The sequence below is a fragment of the Cellulomonas soli genome (assembly GCF_052036975.1).
Lineage (GTDB): Bacteria > Actinomycetota > Actinomycetes > Actinomycetales > Cellulomonadaceae > Cellulomonas > Cellulomonas soli_A.
In genome coordinates this window covers 24,696-51,453 of sequence record NZ_JBQIAR010000002.1, presented here as the reverse complement: position 1 = coordinate 51,453, position 26,758 = coordinate 24,696, and the positions used below count along the sequence as shown (strand labels likewise).

Sequence of the window (26,758 nt, the reverse complement as noted above, 5' to 3'; positions counted from 1 at the left end):
GGTGGATCGGGCGGGTGCGCCGGCCGCCCGCGACGGGGCGACCGGCGCACCGGGTCAGTCGGAGTACGCCTCGGTGGTCTGCTCACCGATCTCACGCACGGTGGTGGCGAGGTCCTGCTCGCCGTTGAGGTACTTGACCGTCTCGTCCTTCAGCGGCTCGTACTCCAGGACGCGCCCCTCGTAGGAGTTGCGCAGCGCGGTCGTGGCCTGGTCACCGGCGATCGGGTCGGACGCCTCGATCTCGGCGTAGTACATGTCGAACGCCTCGGCGTTGTCCGCGTACTCCACGTCGAGGCCCTCGACCGCGGGCAGGAAGCCGGAGATCTGGGAGAGCTCGGCGTAGTTCTCCTGGGTGTACATCCAGTCGATGAACGCCTGCGTCTCCTCCTCGACGCCGGTGCCGTCGAACGCGACCATCCAGTTGGTGCCGAGGTTCGTGGCGCGGGTGGGCTGCGCCGGCATCAGGGCAGTGGTCCACTCGAAGTCGGTGATGTTCTGCGAGAAGTCCGTGACCTGCCAGACGCCGGAGTAGTACGCGGCGACCTGCCCGCTCTTGAACATCGCGGACGGGTCCTCGCCGGACAACCACACCGAGCGCGGCATCAGCTGGTCGTCGTTCATCGACGCGAAGTACTCGAGCGCCTCGGCGCCTGCCTCGTCGAGCGTCCACGTGCCGTCCTCGTCGGGCTGCACACCCTGCGAGCCGAACTGGTACATGAAGGAGCGCAGGCGGTGCGCGGAGCCGTCCATGACCATGCCGTACCGGGCACCGGTCGCCGACTGGACCTGACGGAGAGCCGCGGTGAGCTCGTCCCAGGTCCATGGCTCGTCGCCGATGCCGGGGTAGGCGACCCCGGCCTGGTCGAACAGGGACTTGTTGAGGAACAGGCCGACCGCGGTGAGGTCGCTGGGCAGCGCGTGGATCTCGCCGTCCTCGTTCTCGACCAGGAGCGACTCCATGACGTCGCGCTCCTGCGCGATGCTCGTCAGGTCGAGCAGCTCCGACTCCCACAGCGGGTCGATCTCCGAGGCGCGGGCCAGTGCGGGCAGGTCACCTGCCTGGGCGCCCGACCGCAGGCGGGTGACCAGGTCGTCGTAGGGCACGTCGACGATCTCGACGTGCACGCCGGTCTCCTCCTCGTACTTGTCGGCCATGGCCTGGTAGCCGCCGCCCTGGTTGGCGTCGCCCGACAGGACGAACTCCAGCGAGACAGGGTCGTCGGAGGCGGCCTCGGAGCTACCGGCGCAGGCGGTGAGGGTGAGTGCGACGGCGGCCAGCGCCGATGTCGCGGTGAGGGTACGAAGCTTCACGTTTCCTGACCTCTCGGGGAACCTCCTCCCGGGCGGGCCGGGTCGGAGGGAAGGGCGGACGGGGCGGAGCTGGGGCGCGTCCCGGGGACACCGAGGTTGCGCGTGGTGGCCTTTGCTATCAGTGCGATGGCAAAGAGTTCAAGGCCGGAAACCGCCTCAGGGCCTGCGAGAAACCCAGAATTTACGTGGCGACACACGGCGGCTACATCCGAAGCAGCGACCTTGCCGGATGACCCTCGGAGTGGTTTCATCTCGCACTGATAGCAAAGTGAGCGAGAGGCGGAAGCAATGGTCAGGAACGCAGCGCGCACCGCCACGACGCGCACGGTCACGGACATCAACCGGACGGCGGTGCTGGACGCGCTCACTGCGCACGGGCCCCTGTCACGCTCCGACCTGCGCCGCGTGACCGGGTTGTCCCCAGCGACGATCGACCGGCTGTGCGCGGCACTGCTCGAGGAACAGCTCGTCGTGCGCGCCGGCGTCGAGCGGTCCTCCGGGGGGCGGCCCTCCACTCTGCTGCGGTTCGCCGGCGAGCGGCGCGTCATCGTCACGGTCGAGGTCGCCGCCGCCGGGCCGCGCGGCATGCTCATGGGCCTGGACGGGTCCCGCAGCGACCGCAGGGAACTCCCCACGCCGACCGGCTCGGACCCGAACGAGCGCCTGGAGACGCTGCTCACCCTCATCGACGACCTCCTCACCTCCGCGAAGGTCGCCGGCCGCACGTGCCTCGGGATCGCCGTCGTGGTCCCCGGCGTCGTCGACGACCGCGGACGGGTGTCGAACTCCGCCGAGCTGGGCTGGCAGCAGCTCGACGTCGGCTCGATCGTCGGGCACCGGTTCGGGTTGCCCACCCTGGTCGAGAACGACGCCAACGCGATCGCGTTCGGCGAGTGGGCGCACGGCCCCGGGGACGGCGTCCAGAGCCTGGTGGCGCTGGTCCTCGGCGTCGGCGTCGGCGCGGGCATCGTCTCGGACGGCGCGCTGGTGCGCGGCGCACGGTCCGGCGCCGGCGAGGTCGGCTACCTGGTCACCGACCGGTCCGCGTTCGGGCGGGTCTTCGCCCGGCAGGGAGACCTGGAGTCCCGGATCGGTGCAGTGCCGGCGCGGTACACGGGCCCGGACGCGCCCACGGACGCCGCCGGGTTGCTCGCCGCCGCAGCCGCGGGCGACCCCCTCGCCACCGAGCTCGCCGCCGAGCTGCTCGACCACCTGGCATTCGCGGTCGTCGCGCTGGCGACCGTGATCGACCCGGCAGTCGTCGTCCTGCACGGCCACCTGCCGGCCGACGGCGACTGGGTGGTGCGCCAGCTCGAGCTGCGGCTCGCCGGTCGCATCCCGTTCCCGCCCACCATCCTCCGGTCCGGGCTCGGCACCGACGCGGCCCTGGCCGGTGTCGGTGAGCTCATGGCCCGGCGCACGAAGGGATCCGTCTACCTTGCCTGAGATCGCGCCCGAGCGGATCGGCCGCTCCCGCACGACACCCACGACCGGGACTGCGACCGTGGGCGTCGACGTCGGAGGTACCAAGACCCACGTCGTCGCGCTCGGCCCCGATGGCGGACGTGCCGACCTGGTCGTCCCCTCGTCCGAGTGGCGGCACGGTTCGCTGTTCGCGAGCACGGAGAACTTCGCCCGGCTCGCCGCCCTCGTGGCGCGAGTGGTGCCCGCCGGTGCAGGCACGACGCGCGTCGCGTACGGGATGCATGGCATCGACACCGCGGCCCAGCAGGCGATCGCCACGGCCGAGCTGGTCAGGCACACCCCCGGTCCCGTCCTGGTCGTCAACGACGCGCTGCTGCTCGGCCCCGCAGCCGGGTACACCGAGTGCCTCACCCTCGTGGTCGGCACCGGAGCGGCACTGCTCGGCACCACCCGGGACGGCACCCCGCTCAGTGCCGACGGCTACGGTGCGGTGCTCTCCGACCACGGCAGCGCGCCGGCCCTGGTCCGCGAGCTGGTCCGCTCCGCCCTCCGCTCCGCGGACTGGGGCACCCCGGCAGCGACCCTGGACGACCCGGCGGTCCGTGCGCTGTGCGACGCGTACGCCGTGACCACGCTCCAGGACCTGGCACTGGCCGTGTCCCTGCAGCCCGCGATGACGTGGGGCGTGCATGCGCCGCTCGTGTTCGACGCGGCGGCACGTGGATCGGCACTGGCGGGCGGTGTGCTGCGCGACGCGGCCGACGTGCTCGCACGCAACGTCGCCGCACTGCGGCGCCGGGGAGCGGTCGGTGACGTCGTGGTCGCGGCGGGTGGGGTCATCACCCAGCAGCCCGTGCTCCGCGAGCTGCTCGCGGCGCGCCTGACCGAGGAAGCCGCCGACCTGCGCCTCGAGGTGCTCCGCACGCCCCCCGTCGAGGGCGCCGTGGCACTGGCGGCGGATCTGTGATCTCGGGCGCCGACCTGCGCAGGACGAACCTGATCGCGGAGCTGGCCTCCACCGACCCGCCGCGCGGGACGCTCCCCCCGCGCGCGCACCTGCTCTCCGACGCCCCTCAGCAGTCCCTCGACGGGACGTGGCGACTACGGACCTGGCCCTCCCCACGTCACGTGGTCGACGACGCGTGGACCACTCCCGCGGCGACGGACCCCACGGCCTGGTCCGACGTGCACGTACCGGGGCACTGGGTGCTGCAGGGGCACGGCACCCCGGCCTACAGCAACCTGCAGCTCCCTTTCCCCGTCGACCCGCCGCACCCCCCCGACACGAACACGATCGCCGACCACCGGCTCGTGTTCACCGCCGACGAGTCCGTCCTGGAGCACCCGACCGCGTTGCGGTTCGAGGGGGTGGAGGGCGCCGCCACCGTCTGGCTGAACGGCGAGGAGCTCGGGACCCTGCGCGGCAGCCGACTCACCCACGAGTTCGCCACCACCGGGATCGTCCGGCACGGCCAGAACGTGCTGGCCGTGCGGGTCGCGCAGTGGTCGGCGGTCAGCTACCTCGAGGACCAGGACATGTGGTGGCTGCCGGGCATCTTCCGGTCGGTCACACTCCTGGCCCGGCCCGCCGGGGGCGTCCGGGACGTGTTCGTGCACGCGGGCTACGGCCACCGCGACGGTACGGGCACCCTGCGGGTGCAGGTCGAGCTCGAAGGGGGCACCAGCGGGACCGCGCTGCTCGACGTGCCCGCGCTGGGCCTCAGCAGCGCCCCGGTCGGCGTCGAGCACCGGCTCCCGGCGGTGCGGCCGTGGTCGGACGAGGACCCGCACCTGTACGACGCCACCGTGCGCACCGCCACCGAGACCGTGCGGTTGCGTGTGGGGTTCCGCACCGTGCACGTCGAGGACGCGACCCTGCTGCTCAACGGACGCCCCGTGCTGCTGCGCGGCGTCAACCGTCACGAGCACCACCCGGTCCGAGGCAGGGCCGTGACCCCGCAGGACGACCGGGCCGAGCTGCTGGCGATGAAGCGGCACAACATCAACGCCATCCGGACCTCGCACTACCCCCCGCGCGCGGACCTGCTCGACCTGGCCGACGAGCTGGGGTTCTTGGTCGTGCTCGAGAACGACCTGGAGACGCACGGGTTCGAGCTGGTCGGGTGGCGTCGCAACCCCTCGGACGACCCTCGGTGGCGAACGGCCGTCCTCGACCGGGTGCGGCGCACGGTCGAGCGGGACAAGAACCACGCCTGCGTGCTGCTGTGGTCCCTCGGCAACGAGGCCGGGACCGGGCAGAACCTCGTCGCCGCCGCCCGCTGGGTCGCCGAGCGCGACCCCGGCCGGCTGGTCCACTACGAGGGTGACCGGTCCTCGACGGACGTCGACGTCTACTCACGCATGTACGCCACCACCGACGAGGTCCTGGCGATCGCCACCGAGCCGCCCGGCGGGGCGACCGAGGCGGAGCGCCATCGCCGTTCCCTGCCGTTCGTCCTGTGCGAGTACGCCCACGCGATGGGCAACGGACCGGGCGGTCTCAGCGAGTACCAGGAGCTGTTCGAGGCCAACCCGCGGCTGGCGGGCGGGTTCGTGTGGGAGTGGGTCGAGCACGCACTGCTCGACCCGACCTCGCCGACCACCCCGGACGGACGGCCCCGGTGGCGGTACGGCGGGGACTTCGGCGAGCAGGTGCACGACGGGAACTTCGTGATCGACGGTCTCGTGCACGCCGACCGTACCCCCGGACCGGCACTGGCCGACCTGGCCCAGGTCTTCGCCCCTGTCCGGCTGCGCCTCGCGCCGGACGGCGGACGGCTCACCGTGCGCAACCTGCGGCACACGCGCGACACCGGTGACCTCGACCTGGTCTGGTGGTCGGACGCGCCGGGCCACGGGCACGCCACGATCCTGGATGCCCCGCTCGTCCCGGCGGGCACGCAGGCGCACCTCGCGCTGCACCTGCCTCCCGCCGTGGCCGGGGCGACCGTCACCGTGGCGGCCCGCACCCGGCAGTCGAGCCCCTGGGCACCGGCAGGGCACGAGGTCGCCTGGACGCAGCGGGTCGCACCGCCCACCGTTCCCGCCCTCGTCGGCTCGCCGGTCGCGCCGGTCGTCGACCCGTCCGGGATCCGCCTCGGTCCGGCCCTGCTCGACCCGACCACCGGGATGCCGGTCCGGCTCGGCGACCTGGCCCTGCACGATGTCGCACTCGGGCTGTGGCGGGCTCCGACCGACAACGACCGCGGCGTCGGCTGGGACGAGCCGGATCGTCCACCGATGGCGGACCGGTGGGCCTCGGCCCGGCTGCACGACCTGCGCTCACGTCTGGTGTCGATCGAGGTCGCACCTGACGCCGTCGTCGCCCGGACCCGGGTCGGTCCCCCGGTGCTCGACGCCGGCGTCGACTGCACCTGGCGCTGGAGCGCGGACGGCCACGGTCTCGCGCTCGAGCTGACGGTGGAGCCCTACGGCACCTGGCCCTGCGACTGGGCGCGGGTCGGCGTCGACCTGTGGATCGAGCACCCCACCGACGAGGTGCGGTGGACCGGCTACGGTCCGGGTGCGCAGTACCCGGACACCGGCCAGGGGGCACGGTGGGGGATGTACGTGGCCGATCGCGACGCCTACGCCGTGCGCACCGTGCGACCGCAGGAGCACGGCGCCCGGGTGCTCGACGAGGCCCTGGTCGTCACCGAGGGCGCGGGCATGGACCTGCGGGTGCGCACGGGTCGGGCGTCGCTTACCGTCCGACCCTGGTCACGCACCACGCTCGCCGCAACCGCCCACGACGACGCCCTTCCGTCCGCCACGTCGACCCACCTCTCGGTGGACGCGGCGCGGTCCGGTGTCGGCACGGCCTCGTGCGGGCAAGGCGTGCTGCCGCAGCACCGCCTGCCCCCCTCACGGCAGGTGCTGCGTCTCGTGCTCGGCGCGGCCCCGTGACCACGACCCGCGAGCCCGACGCGGCGCCCGCGACCAGCCCCGGGGCGTGGCGGCTGCGGGCGCTGGTGCTCGTGGCCTACTGCATCAACGGCTTCAGCCTCTCGGCCTGGAACGTGCGACTGCCGGCCATCGGCGATCAGGTCGGCCTGGACGCCGGTGGGCTCGGCCGGTTCCTCATGGCCAACGCCCTGGGGACGCTCGTCACGATCCCGCTGGCCGGACGGTGGGTCCAACGCGCCGGCGCACCGCGCGCCTACGCGGGCGCCACCGTCGGGTTCGTCGTGGCGTACGCCGGCCTGGCACTCTGCTTGCACATCCGCTCGGTGACCGGGCTGCTCGTGGCAGCGGTGGTGCACGGGGCAGCCTTTGCCCTGACCAACGTGCCGCAGGCGGTGCTGGGCACCGAGGCCGAGCGACGCGTCGGCCGCACGATCCTGCCGCAGTTCCACGCCGCCTACTCGATCGCCGCCGCCGGAGGGGCCGCTCTCGGTGGCCTCGCGGCCGGTGTCGGACTGGGTCCGGCTCCCCAGCTGGTCGTGCTCGCCGTCCTCGCGGCCCTCGCCCGCGGCGCGGTCGGCGTCGCCCTGCGCACCGAGGGTGCCCTGCCCCTGCGGGTGGTCCCGGTGGACACCGGCACCCCGATCGCCCGCAGCGCGCACAGCCCCCGACGTGGCGGTGTGTGGCTGGAGACCTCGACCCTGCTCCTGGGGACCGTGGTGTTCGGGGCCGCGCTGTCCGAGGGCACCGCGAACAACTGGATGGCCCCGCTCGCCGTGGCCGAGCTCGGCGTCGACGAGGCACGGGCCGCCATGTTCGTGTCGGTGTTCCTCGTCGCGCAGACCGTCGGCCGCCTGGCCGGCGGTCCCCTGGTCGACCGCCTCGGACGGTCCACGACCCTGGTCGCGTCGGCGGTGGTGTCCGCCGTGGGCGTGATCGCCGTCAGCGGCGCACCCGTGCTGTGGGTGGCCTGGGCGGGGGCGGCGGTCTGGGGTCTGGGAGCGGCTCTCGCGGTCCCGGTGGCGGTCAGCATCGCCGCCGGGCAGGGACGCTCCGCCGAGCGGATCGCGGCGGTGACGTCGTTGTCCTCGTTGGCGAACGTCGCCGGTCCGCCGCTCATCGGGTCGGCCGCCGACCTCGTGGGCCTGCCGTGGGCGATAGGCGCCGTCGCGGTCGTCCTGGTCGCCGGCGCTGTGGCCGGACGCGCCGCGCGGCGGTTCGCGTGAGCGCCGGGCGGTCTACTCGCTGACCGGGCCGCCACCTGGATGAGCGTGCGTCCCGGACCGGCTCACGCGGGCGTCGCGGCGAGCTGCTCGACGAGCCGCCAGCGCGACGCTGTAGCCTCGACCACCCGCATCCCGGCGTCTGGCACCAGCAGCAGGGGCCGGCGCCGATGGTGCTCATGGGCCTCGTCGGGCGCCAACTGGTCGAGCCGCCGCTGGACACCTCGGCCCAGCCGCGCGGACGACTCGACGTGGTCGGCCATCAGCAGCCTCCCGCCGGGCCGCAGCACACGCCCCAGCTCACGCCCGGCTGGCGTCGACGAGCGTGAGATCGGTGGCGCGATGCGCGTAGAACGGCAGGTTCGCCCCGGTGCCCACAGCGACCCCGACGCCGGACGCACGCCGGTTCGAGCAGCACCGGGGGACGACGAAGGCCCGGCACCATCACGGTGCCGGGCCTTCGTCCGACTGGTGCGCCCGACCGGCACCTCGGTCAGGAGTGGCATCGTCGTCATCCCTCGTTCACGGCCCGCGCGCCTCGTCCGTGCGGCGCAGCCGCGTCAGGGTAGTGGCTCGGCGAGGGACGCCCGTCATCGCGCCCAGACCCGCGACGATCCGTCAAGCAGCGGGTCGGTTGGCCACCAGGTCGTCCCGGCCACGGGTGCTTCGCACCGCCGGGAGGACGGGGTCGACGTGGTCTCGGTCCTGGACCTGCCCCCTGAGCGGAGCCACCAGCGCCCACCGTCCGCCGCGGACGAGGTTGGACGCGACGGCCGGACCGGGCGCCGACATACTGGCGTCGGGAGGGATGTGCCATGACCACGTTCACCGTGTGGCTGTACGACGACCCGGACCGCGCCGAGGAGGTCGAGAAGATCCTCCGCAACGCCGCGGACGAGCACCTGCTGACGATCGACGACACGGCCACCGTCTCGTGGCCCGCCGACGCCAAGAAGCCCTCGACGCACCACCGTCACCAGGACGTCGCCCGTGGGGCCGGCTGGGGCGCCATGTGGGGCTTCCTGTTCGGCATGCTGTTCTTCGTGCCGTTCGTCGGAGCGGCGGCAGGCGCGGCGCTCGGCGCCGGCCACAAGGCGGTGCAGGGCATCGGCATCCGCGAGGAGGACCTCGACAGGATCCGTGAGTCGGTCAAGCCCGGGACCTCGGCGCTGTTCGCCGTGACCGACGGCGCCGACCTCGACCGCCTGGGCGAGCGGCTGCACGGGCTGGGCGGCACGCTCGTCACCACCAACCTGACCGACGCCGAGCGCGCGACCCTGCGCGACCTCGTCGACTAGCCGCCACCGACGGCGCCCGCGGACCGGCCGGGCCCACCCGTCCAGCCCGCCGGTCGCGCGGGGGGGTCGCCGATGGCCGCGGGTGACGCCGCAGCCCGGGTGCTGGGCTCGGTCCGCAGCAGGGTCGCCGCGTTCCTGCGCGCGCCGTCGCGGGACACCGCCCCGGACGCGGTCGAGTCGGTCAGCACCGTCGACCCCGACCTGGTGCCGCTGCTCACCGCGCTCGGCGTGTGCCTGCTCGACGCCGGTCAGGCCAGCAACGAGGTGGAGGAGGCCCTGAGCGCCGTCGCGAGCGCCCGGGGCGACAACGAGGTACGGGCGTTCGTCGTGCCGACGGGTGTGCTCGTGCAGGTCGACGACCCGGGCGGGGTCAGCACCCACTACGCCAGCTCCACCGGGCGGCCGTTCTCGCTGGGCCAGGTCGCTGCGCTCGAACGGCTCGTCCGTGACGTGGCCACCGGGACGACGGAGCTCGCCACTGCCCGCGGACGCCTCGCCCGGCTGGCGAGCGCGCCGCCCCGGTTCGGCCCGGCGCTCGGTGTGCTCGGGAACATCCTGCTCACCGTCGGCTTCGGGCTGTGCCAGCGGCCGTCGCCGGGGGCCGTCGGCGGGCTCGTGATCCTCGGGACGCTCGTGGGTCTCGCCCGTGCGACGTTGCCGAAGACGCCGGCGCTGGCCACGGCATTGCCGGTGCTCGCCTCGTTCGTCGTGTCGGTGCTGTCCACCGAGGTGCTCGGGCCGCGACTGGGGGTGGACCCCATCACGCTCATCACCCCGGCGCTCGTGACGTTCCTTCCCGGCGCCGCCCTGACCACCGCGACGATCGAGCTCACGCACAACCAGGTCGTCTCCGGTGCGAGCCGGCTGGTCTACGGGCTGGCACAGCTCATGCTCCTGGCGTTCGGCGTCGTCGCCAGCGCCGCCGTCGTCGGCGCACCTGACCCCGTCGCGCCGGAGCCGTTCGGTCCGTGGATCGCCTACGTGGGGGTGGCGCTCGTCGGCTGCGGCTTCGTCCTGTACCTGTCGGCACCGAAGGGGTCGCTGCCGTGGATCGGCCTGACGCTGTACAGCGCCTTCGTCGCGCAGGCCGTCGGCAGCGCGGTGCTGTCGCCCCAGCTGTCGGGGTTCGTGGGCGGCGTGGTGCTCATCGTGGTCTCGCGCCTCATCGCCCGGCTGCCGTCCGGCCCGCCCCGCCTGGTGACCGCGCTGCCAGGGTTCTGGCTGCTGGTGCCCGGCGCGCTGGGGTTCATGGGCGTCTCGGAGATCGCCACCTCGGGCGCTCGGGCCGGGGGCGAGCTGATCGACATGGTGCTGGCGCTGTTCTCGATCTCGCTCGGGATCCTCACGGGCACCGGGCTGAGCAACGAGGCGAGCTCCCTGCGGCACACCTGGCAGCGCCGCGCTCAGCGCCCTTGACGCGGCCACGCACGACGGTCGCTGCCTCTGGCGCTTCGCCGCCCGCCGCCGGGCGGGGGTCGGCCCCGGTCGCCCGGGGCCGACCACGTCGCTCAGTAGCGGAACCGCGACACCCGGGCGCGCAGGTCCTCCGAGGTGCGGGCCATCTCGCCGATCGCCGCGCCCATCTGGTTGAGGGTCTGCGAGGACGTGCTCGCCGCCGTCGCGACGCCGGTGATGTTGCTGGCGATCTCGCCCGACCCGGTCGCGGCCTCGGCCACCCCGCGGGACATCTCGTTCGTCGTGGCCGTCTGCTCCTCGACCGCGCTGGCGATCGTCAGCTGGTAGTCGTTGATGCTCGCGATGATGCCGGAGATCTCGCCGATGGCGTCGACCGCGCCCGTGGTGTCGGCCTGGATGGCCTCCACCCGGCGCGCGATGTCCTCGGTGGCCTTCGCGGTCTCGCTGGCCAGCTCCTTGACCTCGCCGGCGACGACCGCGAAGCCCTTGCCTGCCTCGCCTGCGCGGGCCGCCTCGATCGTGGCGTTCAACGCCAGCAGGTTCGTCTGCTCCGCGATGGACGTGATGACCTTGACCACGTTGCCGATCTCCTGGCTCGACGACCCCAGGCGGGCGACCTGGTCGTTCGCCGACGCCGCCACGCTCGTGGCCGCCCCGGCGACCTTGGCCGCCTCGGTCGCGTTCTGCGCGATCTCCCGGATGCTGGCACCCATCTCCTCGGCACCGGCGGCGACCGCCTGCACGTTGCGGGAGACCTGCTCGGCGGCCGCAGCCACCACACCCGCCTGCGCCGACGTCTCGTCCGAACCCGCCACCACCTGCGTGGACGCCGCCGACAGCTCCTCGGCCGTCGAGGCGACCGTCTGCGCGGTCTCGACCACGCCGGCGATCACCTCACGCAGGCTCGTCTGGGCGAGGTCGAGCGAACGCGCCATGTCGCCCAGCTCGTCGGTGCTCGTCACGTCCGCCGCGACCGTCAGGTCGCCGTGCGCCATGGAGTCCAGCGCCGCACGCACCCGCCCGGCGTCCCGAGCCAACCGGCGCGACACCACCAGCCCGACCACCATGACACCCGCGAGGCCGACCACCAGGACGACGACCACCGTGACCAGCGTCTGCCGCGCGACGCCGCTCGCCTCGGCCGAGTTCTCGTCCGCAGCCGCCGCGACCGCCGTGTTCTCCGCCGCGATCGCGTCCGCGGCCGTGCTCGTCAGCGGCAGGATCTCCGCGCGGTACAGCGCCGCCGCACCGCTCACGTCACCACCGTCGGCCATCGGGAACAGCTCGTTCTTCGCCAGGTCGACCATGCCCTGCCATGCCGTGTCGAACGCCTCCCACGACTCCCTGTCGACCGCGAGCGCGTCGTACGCGGCCTCCTGGTCGGCGATCTTCTGCACGTACTCGTCGAGCTGCTCGCGCAGGTCCTGACGGACCTCCTCCGAGGCTGCCGGGTACTCCACCATGCGCGCACGGCCCGCCTGGAACGCCCGCGACAGATCGCTGACCTGCCCCAGCTGCGCCACGTTCGCGCTCGTCCGCTCCACGTCCCCGCTGAGCCGCGTCAGACCCAGGGCGGCCGCGCCGAGCACGACGACCCCCACGACCCCGGAGGCGACCAGCAGTCCGAGGACCTTCGCAGCGATGGTCAGGCGCCGGCCGCGGCGAGGCGGCGGAGACACGGCAGACGGGTGGGACATGGTGCTCCTCGTGGGTGATCGGGGCCGGACATCCCCTCGAGGACGGGCCCACGGTGCGTAGATCTCACCCACCCCATCGGTCGCCCCCTGGGGGTGTTGACCACTCGACAGCGGGACGAGCCGATGCGTCCTGCCTGGTCAGCGGGCCAGACCGGCGAGTGGCGGCTGTCAGACCGCCAGGTGCCTCAGGCGCGGCAGCCGCTTCTGGTCGCGGGACGACGGAGGCCCGGCACCGTCACCGGTGCCGGGCCTCACGCCTGCGGTGCGCCCGAAGGGACTCGAACCCCCAACCTTCTGATCCGTAGTCAGATGCTCTATCCATTGAGCTACGGGCGCATGGCCCTCGCGGGCCGTAGACGAGGATACAGGTCAGGGGGCGCCCACCCAAACCGGGATCTGCGTGGGCTCGCTCACGCGGGTCAGCCGCAGGTCACCTGGGCGTCGGCCGACGAGATGGTCTCGCCGGGCGTGCGGTCGGCCAGCGGGTCGATCGGGGGCGTCGCGGCGGGGGCGCCGGCCGCAGGGGCGGCAGGGTCGGCGGGCGTCTGCGGCGTCCCGCCGGCTGCGGGTGCACCGGCATCCGGGGTCTCAGGGGTGGCCGCTGCGGCCGGCGCGGCGTCCGCGAGCAGGCGCGCCCACAGGTCGTCGGCCTCGTCGGTCCACTCCACCCGGTTCTTGTTGTTGGGCGTCGGCCCGGACGGCACGGTCTGGAAGACGACGCTGGCCGGGTCGACGCCCTTGAGCGAGAACGCCAGACCGGTGATGGAGAACCCGCCCGAGACAGTGACGGCGCTGGTGGCGGCGTCGACGGTGCGCAGCAGCGAGGGTGCGTCGGTCAGCAGGTTCGAGTCGAGGATGGTGCGGACCGTCGCAGCCACGAGCGCCTGCTGCCGGTCCAGGCGGTGCGTGTCGGAGCCGTCGCTCAGGTTGTGCCGCGCGCGCGCCAGGGCGAGCGCCGTCGGACCGTCGAGCACGTGCTGACCGGCAGGAAGGTTCAGGCCCGAGTCGACGTCCTGCATGTCCTCCCGCGTGCACAGGGGCACACCGCCGATCGCGTCGACGACGTTCTGGAACCCGATGAAGTCGACCACGATGAACCCGTCGATGCGGATGCCTGTCAGCTGCTCGACGGTCAGCTGCGTGCACGTCGCGGCGGAGGCCAGGTCGAGCCCGGTGTCCCACCCGCGAGCGAACGCCGAGTTGAACATGGAGCCGTCAGACGCCTTGGTGGTGCCACCGCCCGTCACGGGGCAGGCCGGGATCGGCACGATCGCGTCCCGCGGCAGCGAGACGACCTCGATGCGGGAACGGTCGGCGGAGATGTGCAGGAACATCGTCGTGTCGGACCGTTTGCCCTCCTCGTCGCCGCCGATGACACCGTTGACGCCCGTGCGGTCGTCGGACCCGATGAGCAGCAGGTTGACGGGCAGACCCGCGTTGGGGTCGTCGGGGTCGGGTGCGGGGGGCGCGGGGCGGTCGACGTCGTCGAGCAGTGCGCTGTTGTCGAGCTGGTCGACGTTGTTGGTCATACGCCAGGCGACGGCCGCGGCACCGCTGGCGCCGGCGACGACGACGGCCGTGAGCACCAGCGCCAGCGAGCGCAGTACGCGCCGTTCACGGTGCCGACGCCCGTGCCGCACGACATCGGGGTGCCGCCCCCGGACGTGCGCGGGCACCTGGTCGGACGCACGCGTCTTCCCCCTGTCGGCCATAGGGCCACGCTAGGCAGCGGCTGTGCGGGGCGCCGATGTTCGGGGTGGAGGTCCGGTGAAGGCATCGTCGCTGGTCAGCGACGACCGCGGGCCGGTCAACCCAGCTCGGCGAACCGTCCGATCTCGGAGCGCAGCGTCTCGGCCATCTGCGCGAGCCCGTGGTCGCCGGCCGCGGCAGCGATCCCGGCCACCTCGCCGTCCATCTCGCGGATCACCGAGGCGATGCGGGCGATGGTGTCGGCGGCCTCGGCGGCGGTGCGCTGGGCGGCGGCCACGTGCGCGGTGATGTCCTGCGAGGACGCGGCGACACCGTCGGCGAGGCTCTTGACCTCGGCGGCCACGACAGCGAACCCGCGACCGGCCTCGCCGGCGTGCGAGGCCTCGATGGAGGCGTTGAGGGCGAGCAGCCTCGTGCGGGCGGCCACCTGCCGGATGAGCGTGACGGCCTCCTCGATCCGCGCGGACGTGGTCTCGAGCTCGTGCACGGTGGCCAGCGCGCCGTCGACCTGGCTGACGCCCGCGTGGACCTGGTCAGAGAGGGTCTCGGCGGCCGCACCGAGCTGCGTGGAGGCAGCGGCCACATGACCGGCGATCTCGACGGTCTGCCCGACCATGCGTTCGCGGGTCTCGTGCTGCGCGGCGAGCGCGGTGGCCGACTGCTGCATCTGGGCGCGGGCGGCATCGATGCGTTGCGCGGCGTCCCGGTACGCGCCGGGCAGGCCACGGACGAGCATCCGCCGGTGGTACCGCCCTTCGGCGGCCGAGGTCAGCGCGGTGCCGGCCTCGCGCACGAACGCGTCGACGACGTCGAGCACCCGGTTGAACCCGGCGCGCAGGTGCTGCAGCTCGGCGGACCCGGTGAGCGGCGGGACACGCTGCTCCAGGTTGCCGGCGGCTGCGGCGTCGAGGGTGCGGCTGATCGCGGCCAGGCCGGCGGCCATCTCGTCGCCGGTGCGGTCGGGGACCATGGCCGCGCTCCCAGCTCGCGTCGCGCGTGCGCCCCTCATGCCGCCGCTCCCTGCGCGTCCGTGATGACCTGCCAGACGAACTCGTCGTACGTCTGACCGCGGTCCGCGAGCGCCTCGCGCAGCAGGCGGCTGCCGGCCTCGACGGCGGCGCGGCCGGTGCCGTGCCGCTGCTCCTCGGCGCGCAGCTGCGCGTACAGGCCGCTGACGGCACGGATGGCGGCGGGTTCGGGGCAGCGCCGGTTGGAGTGGTAGCCGGTGATGCGCCCGCCGGGCCCGAACGACGGCGTGACGTGCGCGAGCACCCAGTAGTGCGCACCGTCGGCGGCCAGGTTGTCGACGTAGGCGAAGATCTCCCGCCCGGCGGCCACGGTGTCCCACAGCGTCTGGAACACGGCACGCGGCATGTCCGGGTGCCGGATCAGGCTGTGCGGCTGGCCGAGCAGCTCGGCCTCGCTGTACCCGGACACCTCGACGAACACGTCGTTGGCGTAGGTGATGCGCCCCTGCAGGTCGGTCTTGGAGACGATGATCTGCTCGGCACCGAACGTGCGCACGGCGCCCGTCGGGGTCACGCGGGGGGTCCTCACAGATGACGCCTTCCGTCGGTCCGGTTCGTTCGACGGGTCGCTCATCGGTGCGTCACCGCAGGTCATGAGGGGACCTCACCCGGGACCTTCGACATCTGGGCTGTTCGGGTGGGTGCCAGCACCCGGGGCGATCAGGCCTGCGGCTCCTGCCCTCGCAGCCACTTCGAGTCGTCGTTGACGTAGGCGTAGTAGAGGCCGATGAGCAGGCCTCCGCCGATGAAGTTGCCGAGCAGCGCGATGGCCACGTTCGCCGACGCCAACCCCAGGTCGATGCCCTCCTTCAGCCCGACGATGCTGAACAGCACGGTGTTGGCCACCGAGTGCTCCAGGCCCAGGAACGCGAAGATGAACACCGACATGATCATGACGAGCGACTTGGTCAGGTCGTCCTTGATCAGCCCGTTGTAGACGAGCAGCATCGCCAGGTTGATGCAGAAGTTGCACAGGATCGCGCGGACCAGCAGATCGGTCCACCCGGACGGCCCGGCGGAGACGTACGCGAGCTTGTGCTCGACGGAGGCGACCATCTGGTCGAACGCGGCACCGTCGACGACGGTGGAGAACCGGACCAGCACCGCGATGAACAGGCCGCCGACCAGGTTGCCGACGTAGCAGAGCACCAGCAGCCGCAGCGCCCGACCCCAGCTGGTCCGCCGGTGGTACGCGCCGATGGAGACGATCATCATGTTCGAGGTCAGCAGCTCGGACCGCGAGTAGTAGATGAAGACGAGCGCCCACCCGAACGCCAGCGCCCCGGCGATCCTGCCCAGCGGGTACAGCGAGGAGCCGTCGATCTCGACCGCGTCGAACGCGGCGATCACCGCGTAGTTCGTCGCGTACATCAGGCCGATGATCACGCCGGCCATCGCGGCCCGCTGCAGGTACCGGCGGGCGAGCGCACCGGACATCGTGGTCTTGGTCTCGAGCGCCTCGAGCACGGTGCTGATGAAGTGCTTCCCGGGGAACAGGGCCTGCGGGTCGGGGGCGGCGGCGCTCACGGGGAAACCGTCCCACAGCCGCACCGCGCACGCACCGAACCGGGCCGGGCGGCGCACCGCGTCGGGCGCGCTCAAACCCCGACCCGGGCCCCGCCGGCTCAGTGCGTCCGGGTGCTCAGCGCGCCGAGCACGGCCTCGTAGGTGCCGCGCTCGCGCGCGAACCTCAACGGGTGCACGGCCTCGACGAGGATCTGCGGCGGTGTCGGCTCCTGGCGGAGCAGCTCGAGCGTCTCGTCGAGGAAGACCTCGAGCGGGATCGCGGTCTCGGCGGTCTGCTGCCCCATGAGCGTGGTGCGCACCGCGGGCGGCGCGATCTCGACCACCTCGACCTGCCCGGCGAGCTGCACGCGCAGGGACTCGGTCCACGACGCGAGCGCTGCCTTGGTCGCGTTGTACGTCGGTGTGGCGGGCAGCGGCACGTAGGCCAGCCCCGACGTGGTGGTCAGCAGCGCCGCGTCGGGGCGCCCGGCGATCAGCGGTACGAGCGCCGCAGCGAGACGGATCGGCCCGAGCAGGTTGGTCGCCACCGTCAGCTCGGCGGTCGCCAGGTCGGCGCCCGTGCGCAGGTCCTCCGGCAACATGACGCCCGCGTTGAGCAGCACGGTGTCGAGCATGGGGAACTGGTCGGCGAGCTCGGTGACGGCGGCGGCGATGGAGCCCGGGTCGGTCACGTCGAGCACGAGCGGGTGGATGTGCGGGTGCTGGGAGACCTCGGCGAGCAGGTCGGCACGGCGTCCGGCGGCGATGACGGTGCTGCCCGCGTCGGCGAGGCGTTCGGCGAGCCCGCGGCCGATGCCGGAGGTCGCGCCGGTGACGAGGATGGTGCGGTGCGTGATGTCCATGGGCACCACCGTGCGGTCGGAGAGACGGGCCGACCAGAGACCCGGGCATCCAGGGATCCCCGCTCCCTGGATGCCCGCGCGCACGGCACGCATGATGGCCGCATGGACCGACCGGGCCTCGCCGACTTCCTCCGCGCACGCCGCGAGGCGCTGCGTCCCACCGACGTCGGTCTGCCGGAAGGCCCGCGCCGCCGCACCCCGGGCCTGCGCCGCGAGGAGGTCGCCGCACGCACCGGCATGTCGACCGACTACCTGGCGCGGCTCGAGCAGCGCCGCGGACCGCAGCCGTCGGAGGCGATGCTCACCGCGCTCGCCCGCGCGCTGCACCTGAGCCTCGACGAGCGCGACCACCTGTTCCGCCTGGCCGGGCACCGCCCTCCGCCGCGCGGGCACCGCTCCGACCACGTGCCCCCGGCCGTGCTGCGCATCCTGGACCGGCTCGAGGACACCCCCGCGATTGTCGTCTCCGAGCTGGGTGAGGCCCTCGTGCAGAACCGGCTGGCCCGCGCCCTGGTCGGCGACGAGTCCGGCTTCACCGGTCTGCGCCGCAGCCAGTACTACCGATGGTTCGCCGAGCCTGAGACCGAGCGCGCGCTCTACCCGACCGAGGACCACGCCCGGCAGTCACGCACGCTCGCCGCGGCGCTGCGGGCGGCTCTCGGCTCGGAGACCAGCGGTCGCGACGCGCGCGCCATCGCCGAACGCCTCGCGGCCCTCTCCCCCGAGTTCGTGGAGATCTGGGCGGCCCACGAGGTCGGCGTGCTGCCCTCCCGGCACAAGACCCTGCTGCACCCCGAGCTGGGCCCGGTCGAGGTCGACTGCCAGTTCCTGCACACCGAGAACCACGCGCAGTCGCTCCTGCTCTTCACGGCCGCGCCGGGCAGCCCGAGCGACGACAAGCTCCGGCTGCTCGACACCGTGGCCACGACGCGCAGAGGCTGATCGGGCCGGCGACCGGCGGCGCCCCGTCGTCAGCTCTCCCCGCCCACGACGTACGAGGTCAGCCCCTGCCAGTACGGCGTGGTCGCCGCATCCGACGGCTCGGGCAGCAGGGTCGTCAGCGCACCCGTGGCCGGGTCGTAGCCGAGCAGCGTCGAGGGGACCTGATCGCCCTCGCACCGGCCCTCGACCGCGACGACGACGACCCCGTCCACGACGCTGGGCACGAAGTCGCGACCGGTGTAGGCCGGGTCGGCGGCGGACAGGACAGCGGTCGCCCCGCGCGCGTCCACCCGGTACAGGCCGTCCGCGCAGGAGTCACCCTCGGGGACGGGCGCGGCAAGGTCCGCGAGGGCGTCACCCGGCACGAGCACGTCACCGTCGGCGAGGCGGACACCGTTGGTCCAGGGCATCGGGTCACCCGGCTGGAAGGCACGCACCACCGTGCCGCCGCTGGTGCCCCACTCGTCCGTGGTGAACGACACCCACCGGGGATTCACGGACTGCAGGCCGACGCCGGTCTGGAACGGGTCCGCATCCATGCAGATCCCCAGGAGGGCATCCTCCGCCCACCACGACACCGCTCGGCAGGCGTGCGGGGCAGCGCCCGCGGACACGGTCGCGCTCGTCGTCCGGGTGTCGATGTCCACCAGCGTGGACCAGGCCAGGTAGTGGCTCCCGTCGGGCGACACGGCCTCGGGGCCGGACAGGGTGAGGGCGTCGATCGCGAAGGTCTCGGCCTCGGTCTCCACGGTCAGCCGGGAGCTCGAGTCGGTGGACCACAGGGTGCGGCCGTCGAACGAGCCGATGAACCGGCTGTAGCCGGACAGGGGCGCATCGACGGGCGTCAGGGCGCCGCTGGTCAGGTCGAGCGTGGCGAACGTGGGCGCCGGGGTGAGGGTCGACCCTGCGACGTCCGACTCGTGCGACCCGGCCTCGACGAGCGCCGTCGACTCCCCCGGTGTCCAGGCGATCACGTGGTGCTCGACCCACGAGCTGGCCTCCGGGCCCTGCTGGGCCTCGAGGTCGACCTCCGTCAGCAGGTAGCGGGTCCCCTCGGGGCTGACCAGGAACACCGCCTCGGTGCTGGGAACCTGCGACGGGTGGGCGTTGCGGGCCTCGACCGTGTGCGGGACGTAGGTGGCGAGCACCCAGCCGGGCCCGGCGTCCTCGAGCAGCCCGGCCGGCGCCTCCAGGTACGACGGGAGGCCCGGCACGGTGACCGTACGCGCGGTGGGGGTCGCGACGGGTGTGGCCGCCGACGCGGCGGCGACGCCCTCGCTGCACCCGGCGAGGAGCACCAGCGCGCCCGCCGCGAACGTCCACCGGGCGAGCGCCGAGGCGTCCCGCCGGGGCGAGCGGGCAGGGTCGAAAAGGGACATCTCGGACATCTTCACGGGGGCGAGGATGCCACACGGGCACGCCCGTGCGTGACGCACCCCGGCCGGACCGGGGTGCGTCAGCCCGTCAGACCGCCGTGACCTTCACCTCGACCATCCGCGGGTCGTCGCCGGTGACCTCGTGCACCGGCCCGGTGAGCGCGAGCGCGCGTCGAGGGGTCGCCGTGCCGGGGACCTGGCGCTGCGCACGGTCCTTGGCGCTGCGGATGGCCCCACCGGTGGTGTCGGTGACCTCGGCGGTGGCCGCGGACGCCGACGAGTGCGAGGCGACCCACACCTCGGTGGCACCCGGCTCCACGATCCGCACGAGCCGGGCGTCGGAGAACGCGAACCGCATGGCGGGCACCCGGAACGTCACCCGACGCGACTCACCGGGCTCGAGCTCGACCCGGCCGTAGCCGAGCAGCTGCGCGACGGGCCGGACGATGGAGCCGACCAGGTCCCGGCCGTAGAGCTGCACGGTGTCCGTGCCGGCGATCGCACCCGTGTTGGTGACCGTCACCGCCGCCTCGAACGTGCCGGCGGTGTCGACCTCGTCGGCGACCGTCAGGTCGCTGTACGCGAACGAGGTGTAGCTCAGACCGAAGCCGAACGGCCGCACGGGGGTCGGGTCGGTCGCGGTGACGTCCGACGGTCCGCCCAGGATCGGCCGCAGGTACCGGTAGGGCTGCGCACCTGCCGCGCGCGGCAGCGAGACGGGCAGCCGACCCGACGGGTTGACGGCACCGGTGAGCACGTCGACGATCGCCTCGGCCCCGCACTCGCCGGGGAAGAACGACTGCACGACGGCCGCGGGGCGCTGCCCGTCACCGTCGAGCGCCCAGCTGATCGCGTACGGGCGGCCGGTGAGCAGGACCATCACCACGGGCGTGCCGGTGGCGACGAGCGTCTGCACGAGCTCGCGCTGCACGCCGGGCAGGTCGAGCGTCTCCACGTCGTTGCCCTCGCCGACGGTGCCGCGGCCGAACAGGCCGGCCTGGTCACCGACCACCACGATCGCCACGTCGGCGCCCTCGACGGCCGCCACCGCCTCGGTGAACCCGGAGGTGTCCTTGCCCTCGACGGCGCAGCCCTCGACGTGCACCAGCTCGGTGCCGGACCCCGCGTACGTCTGCTCGAGGACCTCCAGCACGCTGCGGATCTCGAACCCGAGCGGCAGGTCCGGGTGGTGGGCCAGCACGTGGTTCGCGAACGAGTAGCAGCCCATGAGCGCCTCGGGCCGGGCCGCGTTCGGGCCGACCACGGCCACGCGACCCAGCGGGCCGGCGAGCGGCAGCACGCCGTCGTTGCCGAGCAGCACCACCGACTCCTCGGCCAGCCGCCGGGCGAGCGCACGCTGCCGCGGGGAGTCCAGGTCGACGACGCTCGGCGGCTCGTCCTCGAACGCCTCCGGGTCGAGCAGGCCCAGCTCCTCCTTCTGCGCGAGGGCGCGCAGCACGGCACGGTCCACCCACGCCACGTCGAGCTGACCGGCGCGCACACGCTCCGCCAACGGCTCGAGGTACGCGTCACCGGTGGGCAGCTCGATGTCGATGCCGGCGACCAGCGCCAGCGCGGCCGCCTCACCGCGGTCGGCCGCGACGGCGTGCATGACCTCGAGGAACGCCACCGCGAAGTAGTCCGCGACGACGACGCCGTCGAAGCCCCACTGCTCGCGCAGCACGTCGTGCAGGTAGCGCGGGCTGCCGGCCACCGGCACGTCGTCGATCGCCACGTAGGCGTTCATCACCGAGCGGACGCCACCGTCACGGACGGCCATCTCGAACGGCGGCAGGTACACGTCGGCGATCTCCCGCGGCCCGGCGCTGACCGGGGCGTGGTTGCGCCCGGCGGCCGAGGCCGAGTAGCCGACGAAGTGCTTGAGGGTCGCGTGGACGCCGGCCTCCTGCAGGCCGCGCACGTACGCGGTGCCGACCGTGCCGACCAGGTAGGGGTCCTCGCCGATGCACTCGTCGACCCTCCCCCAGCGCGGGTCGCCGATCACGTCGAGGACCGGGGCCAGACCCTGGTGGATGCCCAGCTCGCGCATCGAGTCGCCGATCGCACGGGCGGCCTCGTGCACCAGCTCGGGGTCGAAGGTCGCTCCCCACGCCAGCGGGGTGGGGTACGTCGCGGCCTTCCAGGCGGCCAGGCCCGTCAGGCACTCCTCGTGCACGAGGGCCGGGATCCCGAGCCGGGTCTCCCGCTTCAGGCGCCGCTGCTCGGCCCACAACCAGGCGGCCCGCTCGACGGGGTCGACCGGTCGGGTGCCGTACACGCGGGTGTAGTGGCCCAGGCCGTGCCGGGTGATCTCGGGCAGCTGCCCGGAGTCCTTCTGGCCGGAGGCCATCTCGGACTGCATCGGCGCGACGGTGCCGTTCTGGTCGAGCCAGTAGCCGACGAGCTGGGCGAGCTTCTCCTCCAGCGTCATGGAGGCGTGGAGGGCTCGGACGCGCTCGGACACCCGGGGTGGGGCAGGTGGAGCGGTGGGGATCTCGGACACGCGTTTCTTCTTCCCTGGGCAGGTGAGGCGAGGGTGCGGTGACGGCAGGTGCACGTCCTGGCGGCGGCTCCCAGGCCGCCGCCAGGACGTCGGGCTCAGCCCTTGACGGCGCCGGTGAGGCCGCCGACGATCCGCCGCTCGAACAGCGAGAAGAAGATCAGGGCGGGGATCATCGACAGCGAGGTGAAGGCGAGGACCCGGGCCGTGTCGACCGAGTACTGCGACGCGAACGCCTGCACGCCCAGCGGCAGGGTGTAGGCGGTCTCGTCGTTGAGCACGAACAGCGGCAGCATGTAGCTGTTCCAGCTGGCGATGAACGCCAGGATGCCGACGGTGACGACGCCCGGCACGGACAGCGGCACGACCATCCGGAAGAAGAACCCGAGACGGCTCGCCCCGTCGATGGACGCCGCCTCCTCGATCTCCTTGGGGATCGCCTGCAGGAACGGCACCAGGATGATGATGGTCGTCGGCAGGGCGAAGGCGATCTGCGGCAGGATGATGCCGGGCAGGCTGTTCATCAGGCCGAGGTTCTTGATGAGGATGTACAGCGGCGTGATCGCCACCGTCATCGGGAACATCAGCCCGGCGGCGAACAGTGCGTACATCGCGCCGCGGGCGTTGAACCGGTAGCGGGCCAGCACGAAGCTGGCTGCCACACCCAGCACGACCACACCGATCGTCGTCGAGATCCCGGCGATGGCCGAGTTGCCGACCTGCTGCCAGAAGATCGAGCTCTTCAGCACGTCGACGTAGTTCTGCAGCTGCCACGTGCTCGGCAGGCCCGAGGGGTCCGTGGTGATCTCGGAGTTCGTCCGGAAGCCGCCGATGATGATGTACACCACCGGGGCGACGCAGATGCCGACGAACGCGAATGCGACCAGGTAGGTGACCCAGCTGGCGCTGCCGCCGGCGCGGCGCCGACGTGCGGAGGTGGTGGCCCGGGTGGGCACCGGCGCGGTGATGGCGGCCATCACTTCTTCCCTTCCGTGAGCGCACCCTCGGTGTCACGCCGGAGCACGAAGCGCTGGTACGTCAGGGCGATGACCAACGAGATGACGAACAGGACGACCGCGACGGCGTTGCCGAAGCCGTAGTTCCCGGCGTTGCGCCCGTTGACCACCATGTAGGTCGCCATGGTGGACGTGCCTGCCGTGGCGGCCACGTACTGGCCCCAGACGATGTAGACGAGGTCGAACAGCTGCAGCGAACCGATGATCGACAGGAACGCCCAGATGCGGATGGTGGGGCCGAGCAGCGGCAGCGTGATGCGCCGCTGGATCTGCCAGTACGAGGCACCGTCGATGGCGGCGGCCTCGAACAGCTCCTCGGGGATCGACTGCAGACCGGCGAGGAAGAGGATCACGGCGAAGCCGATGTACTTCCACGAGATGATGATCATCAGCGACCAGATGGCGACGTCCGGGTTGGACAGCCAGTCCACGGTCCAGCTCTCGAGGCCGATCTTGGTCAGCAGGTCGTTGACCGCACCGTTGGTCTGGAGCATGAGGCTCCAGCCGGTCCCGACGATGACCTCGGAGATCACGTACGGCACGAAGATGAGCACGCGGATCAGCGAACGTCCGCGCATCTTCTGGTTGAGCAGCAGCGCGAGCCCGACGGCGAACGGCCCCTGGATGACCAGGGACATCACCAGGATGAAGCCGTTGTGCTGCAGCGCGTCGATGAACGTGGAGTCCTGGAAGATCGTGACGTAGTTCTGCAGGCCGACGAACTCGGTGGGCGGTCCGTAGCCCTTCCACTTGAAGAACCCGTAGTACGCCGCCATCACGACCGGGAAGATCACGAACGCGACGAAGAGGACGACTGCGGGTCCCGACAGCACCGCGATCTCGAGGTGCTTGCGCCAGTCGACGCGGCCTCGCCGCGACCGGCGGGCCGGGGACGGCGCCACGCGGGCACCGTCCCCAGCCGCTGAGGGACCCTCAGGCGACGTCATGACAATCGAGCTCTCGCCCTTGGAGTCACTCATGGTGTCCTGCTACTCCTTGGCTGCGGCGTCGTTCACGGCCGTGACGATGTCGTCCGGGGTGCCCTGGCCGGCGAGCATGTTGACCACGCCGGTGTTCAGGGCGTTGCCGACGTTCGCGCCGAAGAGCGTGTCGAGCCACACCGAGACGTACGGCGCGTCGTTGTACGCCGCGAGCACGTCGAGCAGGGCCGGGTCGGTCACGACGCCCTGGGCGTCCTGGCTGGCGGGCAGCGTCTGGAACGCCTTCGCGTAACCCTCCTGGTACTTCTGCTGCATCGCGAAGTTCAGGAACTCGGCGCACTCCGGCGGGGCGTCGGCCGAGCAGGAGAAGCCGTCGACGCCGCCCATCATGGCGCCGTCACCACCCTTGCCGGTCGCGGTGGCCGGGAACGGGAACCAGCCCAGGTCCTCCAGCGCGGTGCCCTCGGGCGTCAGCGACGCCACCACACCGGGCTCCCAGGCGCCCATGAGCTCCATGGCGGCCTGGTGGTTGGCCAGCAGACCGGCGGACGAGCCGGCACCCTGCTGCGCGGTGGTGGTCAGGTAGCCCTCGTTGAACGGCTCGACCGCGGCGAACGCCTCCAGGTCCTCACCGGCCGTCGTCCAGCACGGGTCGTCGAAGGTCATGTCCTTGGCGGCCTGCTCCATCGTCTCCGGCGAGCACTCGCGCAGCGCGAAGAAGTAGTACCAGTGCGCGGCCGGCCAGGCGTCCTTGGCGCCGAGCGCGATCGGGGCGATGCCCGCGGCCTTGAGCTTCTCGACGGCGGCCTCGAGGTCCTCCATCGTGGTCGGCGTCTCGGTGATGCCGGCCTGCGCGAACAGGTCCTTGCTGTAGTAGATACCGCCGGGCAGCACCGACATCGGCATGCCGTAGACCTTGCCGTCGATGGTGAACGCGCTGAACGCCGCGTCACCGACCGCGGCCTTGGTGGCGTCATCGATCGTGGCGGTGAGGTCCTGCGCCTGGCCTGCCTCGACGACCGCGGCGAGCTTGCCGCCACCGCGGGCCATGAAGATGTCCGGCGCGTCGCCCGAGTTGAGGGCGGTCTGCAGCTTGCCGTCCATGTCCTCGTTCTGGATGGCCTGGATCTCGATCGTGACGCCCGGGTTGGCCGCCTCGAAGTCGTCGACCGTGGACTGCCAGAAGGCCTTGCCGTCGCCGGTCGTGGAGTTGTGCCAGAACGTCATCTGGACGTCGCCGTCACCACCACCCGACGCCGTGTCGTCGCTGCTGCCGCAGGCCGCCAGGCCCAGTGTCGCCATGAGCACCGCGGCGGAGGCCGCGAGCGTCTTCCTTGACCTCATCAGATCCGTCCTCTTCGTTGAGTTGACCGAACAGTGATCCACCCCGACCGGGGTCGACGAGCGCGCCGCAGGCGTCAGACCTGCTGACGACTCCGCCGGACTCCGGACGCTCGCACCAGTGCGAACCCCCGTCGTCCTGTCGTCGCTGACCGGGACACACGGGTGACTCTGGCAGGCGGGACACCGGTTGGTCAACCGTTGTCGATAACGGTTTAGCAAACGTTGTCGGATCGCTAGGATGAGGCGCATGGCACGCCGGGTGACGATCACCGACGTCGCGCAGGAGGCAGGCGTCTCCGTCGCGACGGTCTCCAAGGTGATCAACGGCCGGGACGGTATCGCCCGCGCCACGGTCGCCCACGTGCAGGCCGTCGTCGAGCGTCTCGGGTACGAGTCGAGCCTCGTGGCCAGGGGCATGCGCTCGAGCCGGACGCACACGCTCGGCGTGCTCGTCGCCGAGTTCGAGCCGTTCACCAGCGAGATCCTCAAAGGGGTCGGCGCCGCACTGGCCGAGACCGACTGGGCACTGCTGGCCTACACCGGCGGCAGCCCCCACCGGTCGGGCTGGGAGCGGCGCTACCTGAACCGGCTCAGCGGCACGCTCATCGACGGCGCGATCCTGGTGACCCCGACCGTCGTCGACGCCGATGCCGACGTGCCCGTGGTCGCCGTCGACCCGCACACGGGCCCGGGGGCCATGGCCACCGTCGACTCCGACAACCTCGGCGGGGCGACGCTGGCGACCCGACACCTGCTCGAGCTCGGGCACCGGCGCATCGGCCTCCTCGGCGGCCGGCCCGACCTGGAGTCGTCGGCACTGCGCGAGGCCGGGTACCGACAGGCGCTGCAGGAGGCCGGGATCGCCGTGGACCCGGCGCTCATGCACGTGGCCGAGTACCGCCGCGAGGCCGCCGAGAAGCCGCTGGTCGCCATGCTCGGCCTCGACGACCCGCCGACGGCCGTGTTCGCCGCCAACGACCTGTCCGCCATGGGCATCCTCGAGGCCGCCGCGCGTCTGGGCATCCGCGTCCCCGAGGACCTGTCGGTGGTCGGCTTCGACGACATCCCCGAGGCCGCCGCCACCACGCCGGGCCTGACCACGATCCGGCAGGAGATCCAGGGCCTCGGGCGTGCCGCCGTCGGCCTGCTGCTCGAGATGCTCGCCGACCCGACCGTCGAACCGTCCCACGTGCGGCTGCCGACACGGCTCGTGGTGCGCGGCTCCACGCAGGCGGTGGCCCGGGCACCCAGGTGACCAG

At 72.6% G+C, this 26,758-nt stretch carries 21 protein-coding genes and 1 tRNA gene; 8 read left to right on the top strand and 14 right to left on the bottom strand.

The genetic code is table 11. From position 1 onward, the window contains the following. Positions 1 to 54: 54 nt before the first annotated feature. The gene (locus ACTHAM_RS02710) at positions 55 to 1,311 is read right to left on the bottom strand and encodes an ABC transporter substrate-binding protein (protein ID WP_440684231.1); all 1,257 of its coding nucleotides are present in this window, start codon (positions 1,309 to 1,311) and stop codon (positions 55 to 57) included. Positions 1,312 to 1,599: 288 nt separating this feature from the next. Between ACTHAM_RS02710 and ACTHAM_RS02705 the strand changes: the two genes are divergently transcribed. From ACTHAM_RS02705 to ACTHAM_RS02690, 4 genes are read left to right on the top strand one after another with little or no spacing between them, the layout of a single operon-like run. Beyond that, complete coding sequence (locus tag ACTHAM_RS02705) at positions 1,600 to 2,757, top strand: ROK family protein (RefSeq protein WP_440684230.1); 1,158 nt, start codon at positions 1,600 to 1,602, stop codon at positions 2,755 to 2,757. Continuing rightward, on the top strand, positions 2,750 to 3,703 hold the full coding sequence (locus ACTHAM_RS02700; protein WP_440684229.1) for an N-acetylglucosamine kinase: 954 nt from the start codon (positions 2,750 to 2,752) through the stop codon (positions 3,701 to 3,703). The genes ACTHAM_RS02705 and ACTHAM_RS02700 overlap by 8 nt, the downstream gene beginning before the upstream one ends. Next, positions 3,700 to 6,642 (top strand): glycoside hydrolase family 2 TIM barrel-domain containing protein, encoded by a 2,943-nt coding sequence (locus ACTHAM_RS02695; RefSeq protein WP_440684228.1) that lies wholly within the window; start codon positions 3,700 to 3,702, stop codon positions 6,640 to 6,642. The genes ACTHAM_RS02700 and ACTHAM_RS02695 overlap by 4 nt, the downstream gene beginning before the upstream one ends. Next, complete coding sequence (locus tag ACTHAM_RS02690; RefSeq protein ID WP_440684227.1) at positions 6,639 to 7,865, top strand: MFS transporter; 1,227 nt, start codon at positions 6,639 to 6,641, stop codon at positions 7,863 to 7,865. The genes ACTHAM_RS02695 and ACTHAM_RS02690 overlap by 4 nt, the downstream gene beginning before the upstream one ends. A 62-nt stretch (positions 7,866 to 7,927) precedes the next feature. Here ACTHAM_RS02690 and ACTHAM_RS02685 read toward each other — a convergent pair whose 3' ends face one another. After that, positions 7,928 to 8,125, bottom strand: coding sequence for a hypothetical protein (locus ACTHAM_RS02685; RefSeq protein ID WP_440684226.1), 198 nt, complete (start codon positions 8,123 to 8,125; stop codon positions 7,928 to 7,930). Positions 8,126 to 8,677: 552 nt separating this feature from the next. On the opposite strand from ACTHAM_RS02685, the gene ACTHAM_RS02680 reads away from it, so the two are divergent. Further along, entirely contained in the window at positions 8,678 to 9,160 is a 483-nt protein-coding gene (locus ACTHAM_RS02680) for a DUF1269 domain-containing protein (RefSeq protein ID WP_440684225.1), read from the top strand. A gap of 72 nt (positions 9,161 to 9,232) precedes the next feature. Continuing rightward, positions 9,233 to 10,576, top strand: a complete 1,344-nt coding sequence (locus ACTHAM_RS02675; RefSeq protein WP_440684224.1) for a threonine/serine ThrE exporter family protein — start codon at positions 9,233 to 9,235, stop codon at positions 10,574 to 10,576. A 92-nt stretch (positions 10,577 to 10,668) separates the two neighbouring features. On the opposite strand, the gene ACTHAM_RS02670 is transcribed toward ACTHAM_RS02675, so the two are convergent. The 7 genes from ACTHAM_RS02670 to ACTHAM_RS02640 all read right to left on the bottom strand — a co-directional run bounded on the left by ACTHAM_RS02670 (position 10,669) and on the right by ACTHAM_RS02640 (position 17,380). Next, positions 10,669 to 12,273 carry a methyl-accepting chemotaxis protein gene (locus ACTHAM_RS02670; protein WP_440684223.1) on the bottom strand — a complete coding sequence of 535 codons (1,605 nt, stop codon included), beginning with the start codon at positions 12,271 to 12,273 and terminating at the stop codon, positions 10,669 to 10,671. A gap of 263 nt (positions 12,274 to 12,536) precedes the next feature. Then, a tRNA-Arg gene (locus ACTHAM_RS02665) sits at positions 12,537 to 12,609 on the bottom strand. Between the two features lie 83 nt (positions 12,610 to 12,692). Then, the gene (locus ACTHAM_RS02660; RefSeq protein WP_440684222.1) at positions 12,693 to 13,985 is read right to left on the bottom strand and encodes an LCP family protein; all 1,293 of its coding nucleotides are present in this window, start codon (positions 13,983 to 13,985) and stop codon (positions 12,693 to 12,695) included. Positions 13,986 to 14,080: 95 nt separating this feature from the next. Further along, a complete protein-coding gene (locus ACTHAM_RS02655) occupies positions 14,081 to 14,992 on the bottom strand; it encodes a methyl-accepting chemotaxis protein (RefSeq protein WP_440684221.1) in 912 nt (303 codons plus the stop codon). After that, entirely contained in the window at positions 14,989 to 15,525 is a 537-nt protein-coding gene (locus ACTHAM_RS02650) for a PAS domain-containing protein (RefSeq protein ID WP_440684220.1), read from the bottom strand. Before ACTHAM_RS02650 ends, ACTHAM_RS02655 begins: the two co-directional genes overlap by 4 nt. Before the next feature lie 146 nt (positions 15,526 to 15,671). Beyond that, positions 15,672 to 16,613, bottom strand: coding sequence for a formate/nitrite transporter family protein (locus tag ACTHAM_RS02645; protein WP_440684219.1), 942 nt, complete (start codon positions 16,611 to 16,613; stop codon positions 15,672 to 15,674). Positions 16,614 to 16,636: 23 nt separating this feature from the next. Then, positions 16,637 to 17,380 (bottom strand): SDR family oxidoreductase, encoded by a 744-nt coding sequence (locus ACTHAM_RS02640; RefSeq protein ID WP_440684218.1) that lies wholly within the window; start codon positions 17,378 to 17,380, stop codon positions 16,637 to 16,639. A gap of 102 nt (positions 17,381 to 17,482) precedes the next feature. Here ACTHAM_RS02640 and ACTHAM_RS02635 point away from each other — a divergent pair, with 102 nt between their 5' ends. Then, positions 17,483 to 18,322, top strand: coding sequence for a helix-turn-helix transcriptional regulator (locus ACTHAM_RS02635; protein ID WP_440684217.1), 840 nt, complete (start codon positions 17,483 to 17,485; stop codon positions 18,320 to 18,322). 29 nt (positions 18,323 to 18,351) lie between these two features. On the opposite strand, the gene ACTHAM_RS02630 is transcribed toward ACTHAM_RS02635, so the two are convergent. The 5 genes from ACTHAM_RS02630 to ACTHAM_RS02610 form a co-directional block, all read right to left on the bottom strand. Continuing rightward, positions 18,352 to 19,701 carry a hypothetical protein gene (locus ACTHAM_RS02630; RefSeq protein ID WP_440684216.1) on the bottom strand — a complete coding sequence of 450 codons (1,350 nt, stop codon included), beginning with the start codon at positions 19,699 to 19,701 and terminating at the stop codon, positions 18,352 to 18,354. A gap of 85 nt (positions 19,702 to 19,786) precedes the next feature. After that, positions 19,787 to 22,192 (bottom strand): glycoside hydrolase family 3 N-terminal domain-containing protein, encoded by a 2,406-nt coding sequence (locus tag ACTHAM_RS02625; RefSeq protein WP_440684559.1) that lies wholly within the window; start codon positions 22,190 to 22,192, stop codon positions 19,787 to 19,789. Between the two features lie 104 nt (positions 22,193 to 22,296). After that, entirely contained in the window at positions 22,297 to 23,175 is an 879-nt protein-coding gene (locus ACTHAM_RS02620; RefSeq protein WP_440684215.1) for a carbohydrate ABC transporter permease, read from the bottom strand. Continuing rightward, positions 23,175 to 24,161, bottom strand: coding sequence for a carbohydrate ABC transporter permease (locus ACTHAM_RS02615; protein WP_440684557.1), 987 nt, complete (start codon positions 24,159 to 24,161; stop codon positions 23,175 to 23,177). The genes ACTHAM_RS02620 and ACTHAM_RS02615 overlap by 1 nt, the downstream gene beginning before the upstream one ends. A 42-nt stretch (positions 24,162 to 24,203) precedes the next feature. Beyond that, on the bottom strand, positions 24,204 to 25,499 hold the full coding sequence (locus ACTHAM_RS02610; RefSeq protein ID WP_440684214.1) for an extracellular solute-binding protein: 1,296 nt from the start codon (positions 25,497 to 25,499) through the stop codon (positions 24,204 to 24,206). A gap of 247 nt (positions 25,500 to 25,746) precedes the next feature. On the opposite strand from ACTHAM_RS02610, the gene ACTHAM_RS02605 reads away from it, so the two are divergent. Beyond that, positions 25,747 to 26,754, top strand: a complete 1,008-nt coding sequence (locus ACTHAM_RS02605) for a LacI family DNA-binding transcriptional regulator (RefSeq protein WP_440684213.1) — start codon at positions 25,747 to 25,749, stop codon at positions 26,752 to 26,754. Positions 26,755 to 26,758: the final 4 nt, after the last annotated feature.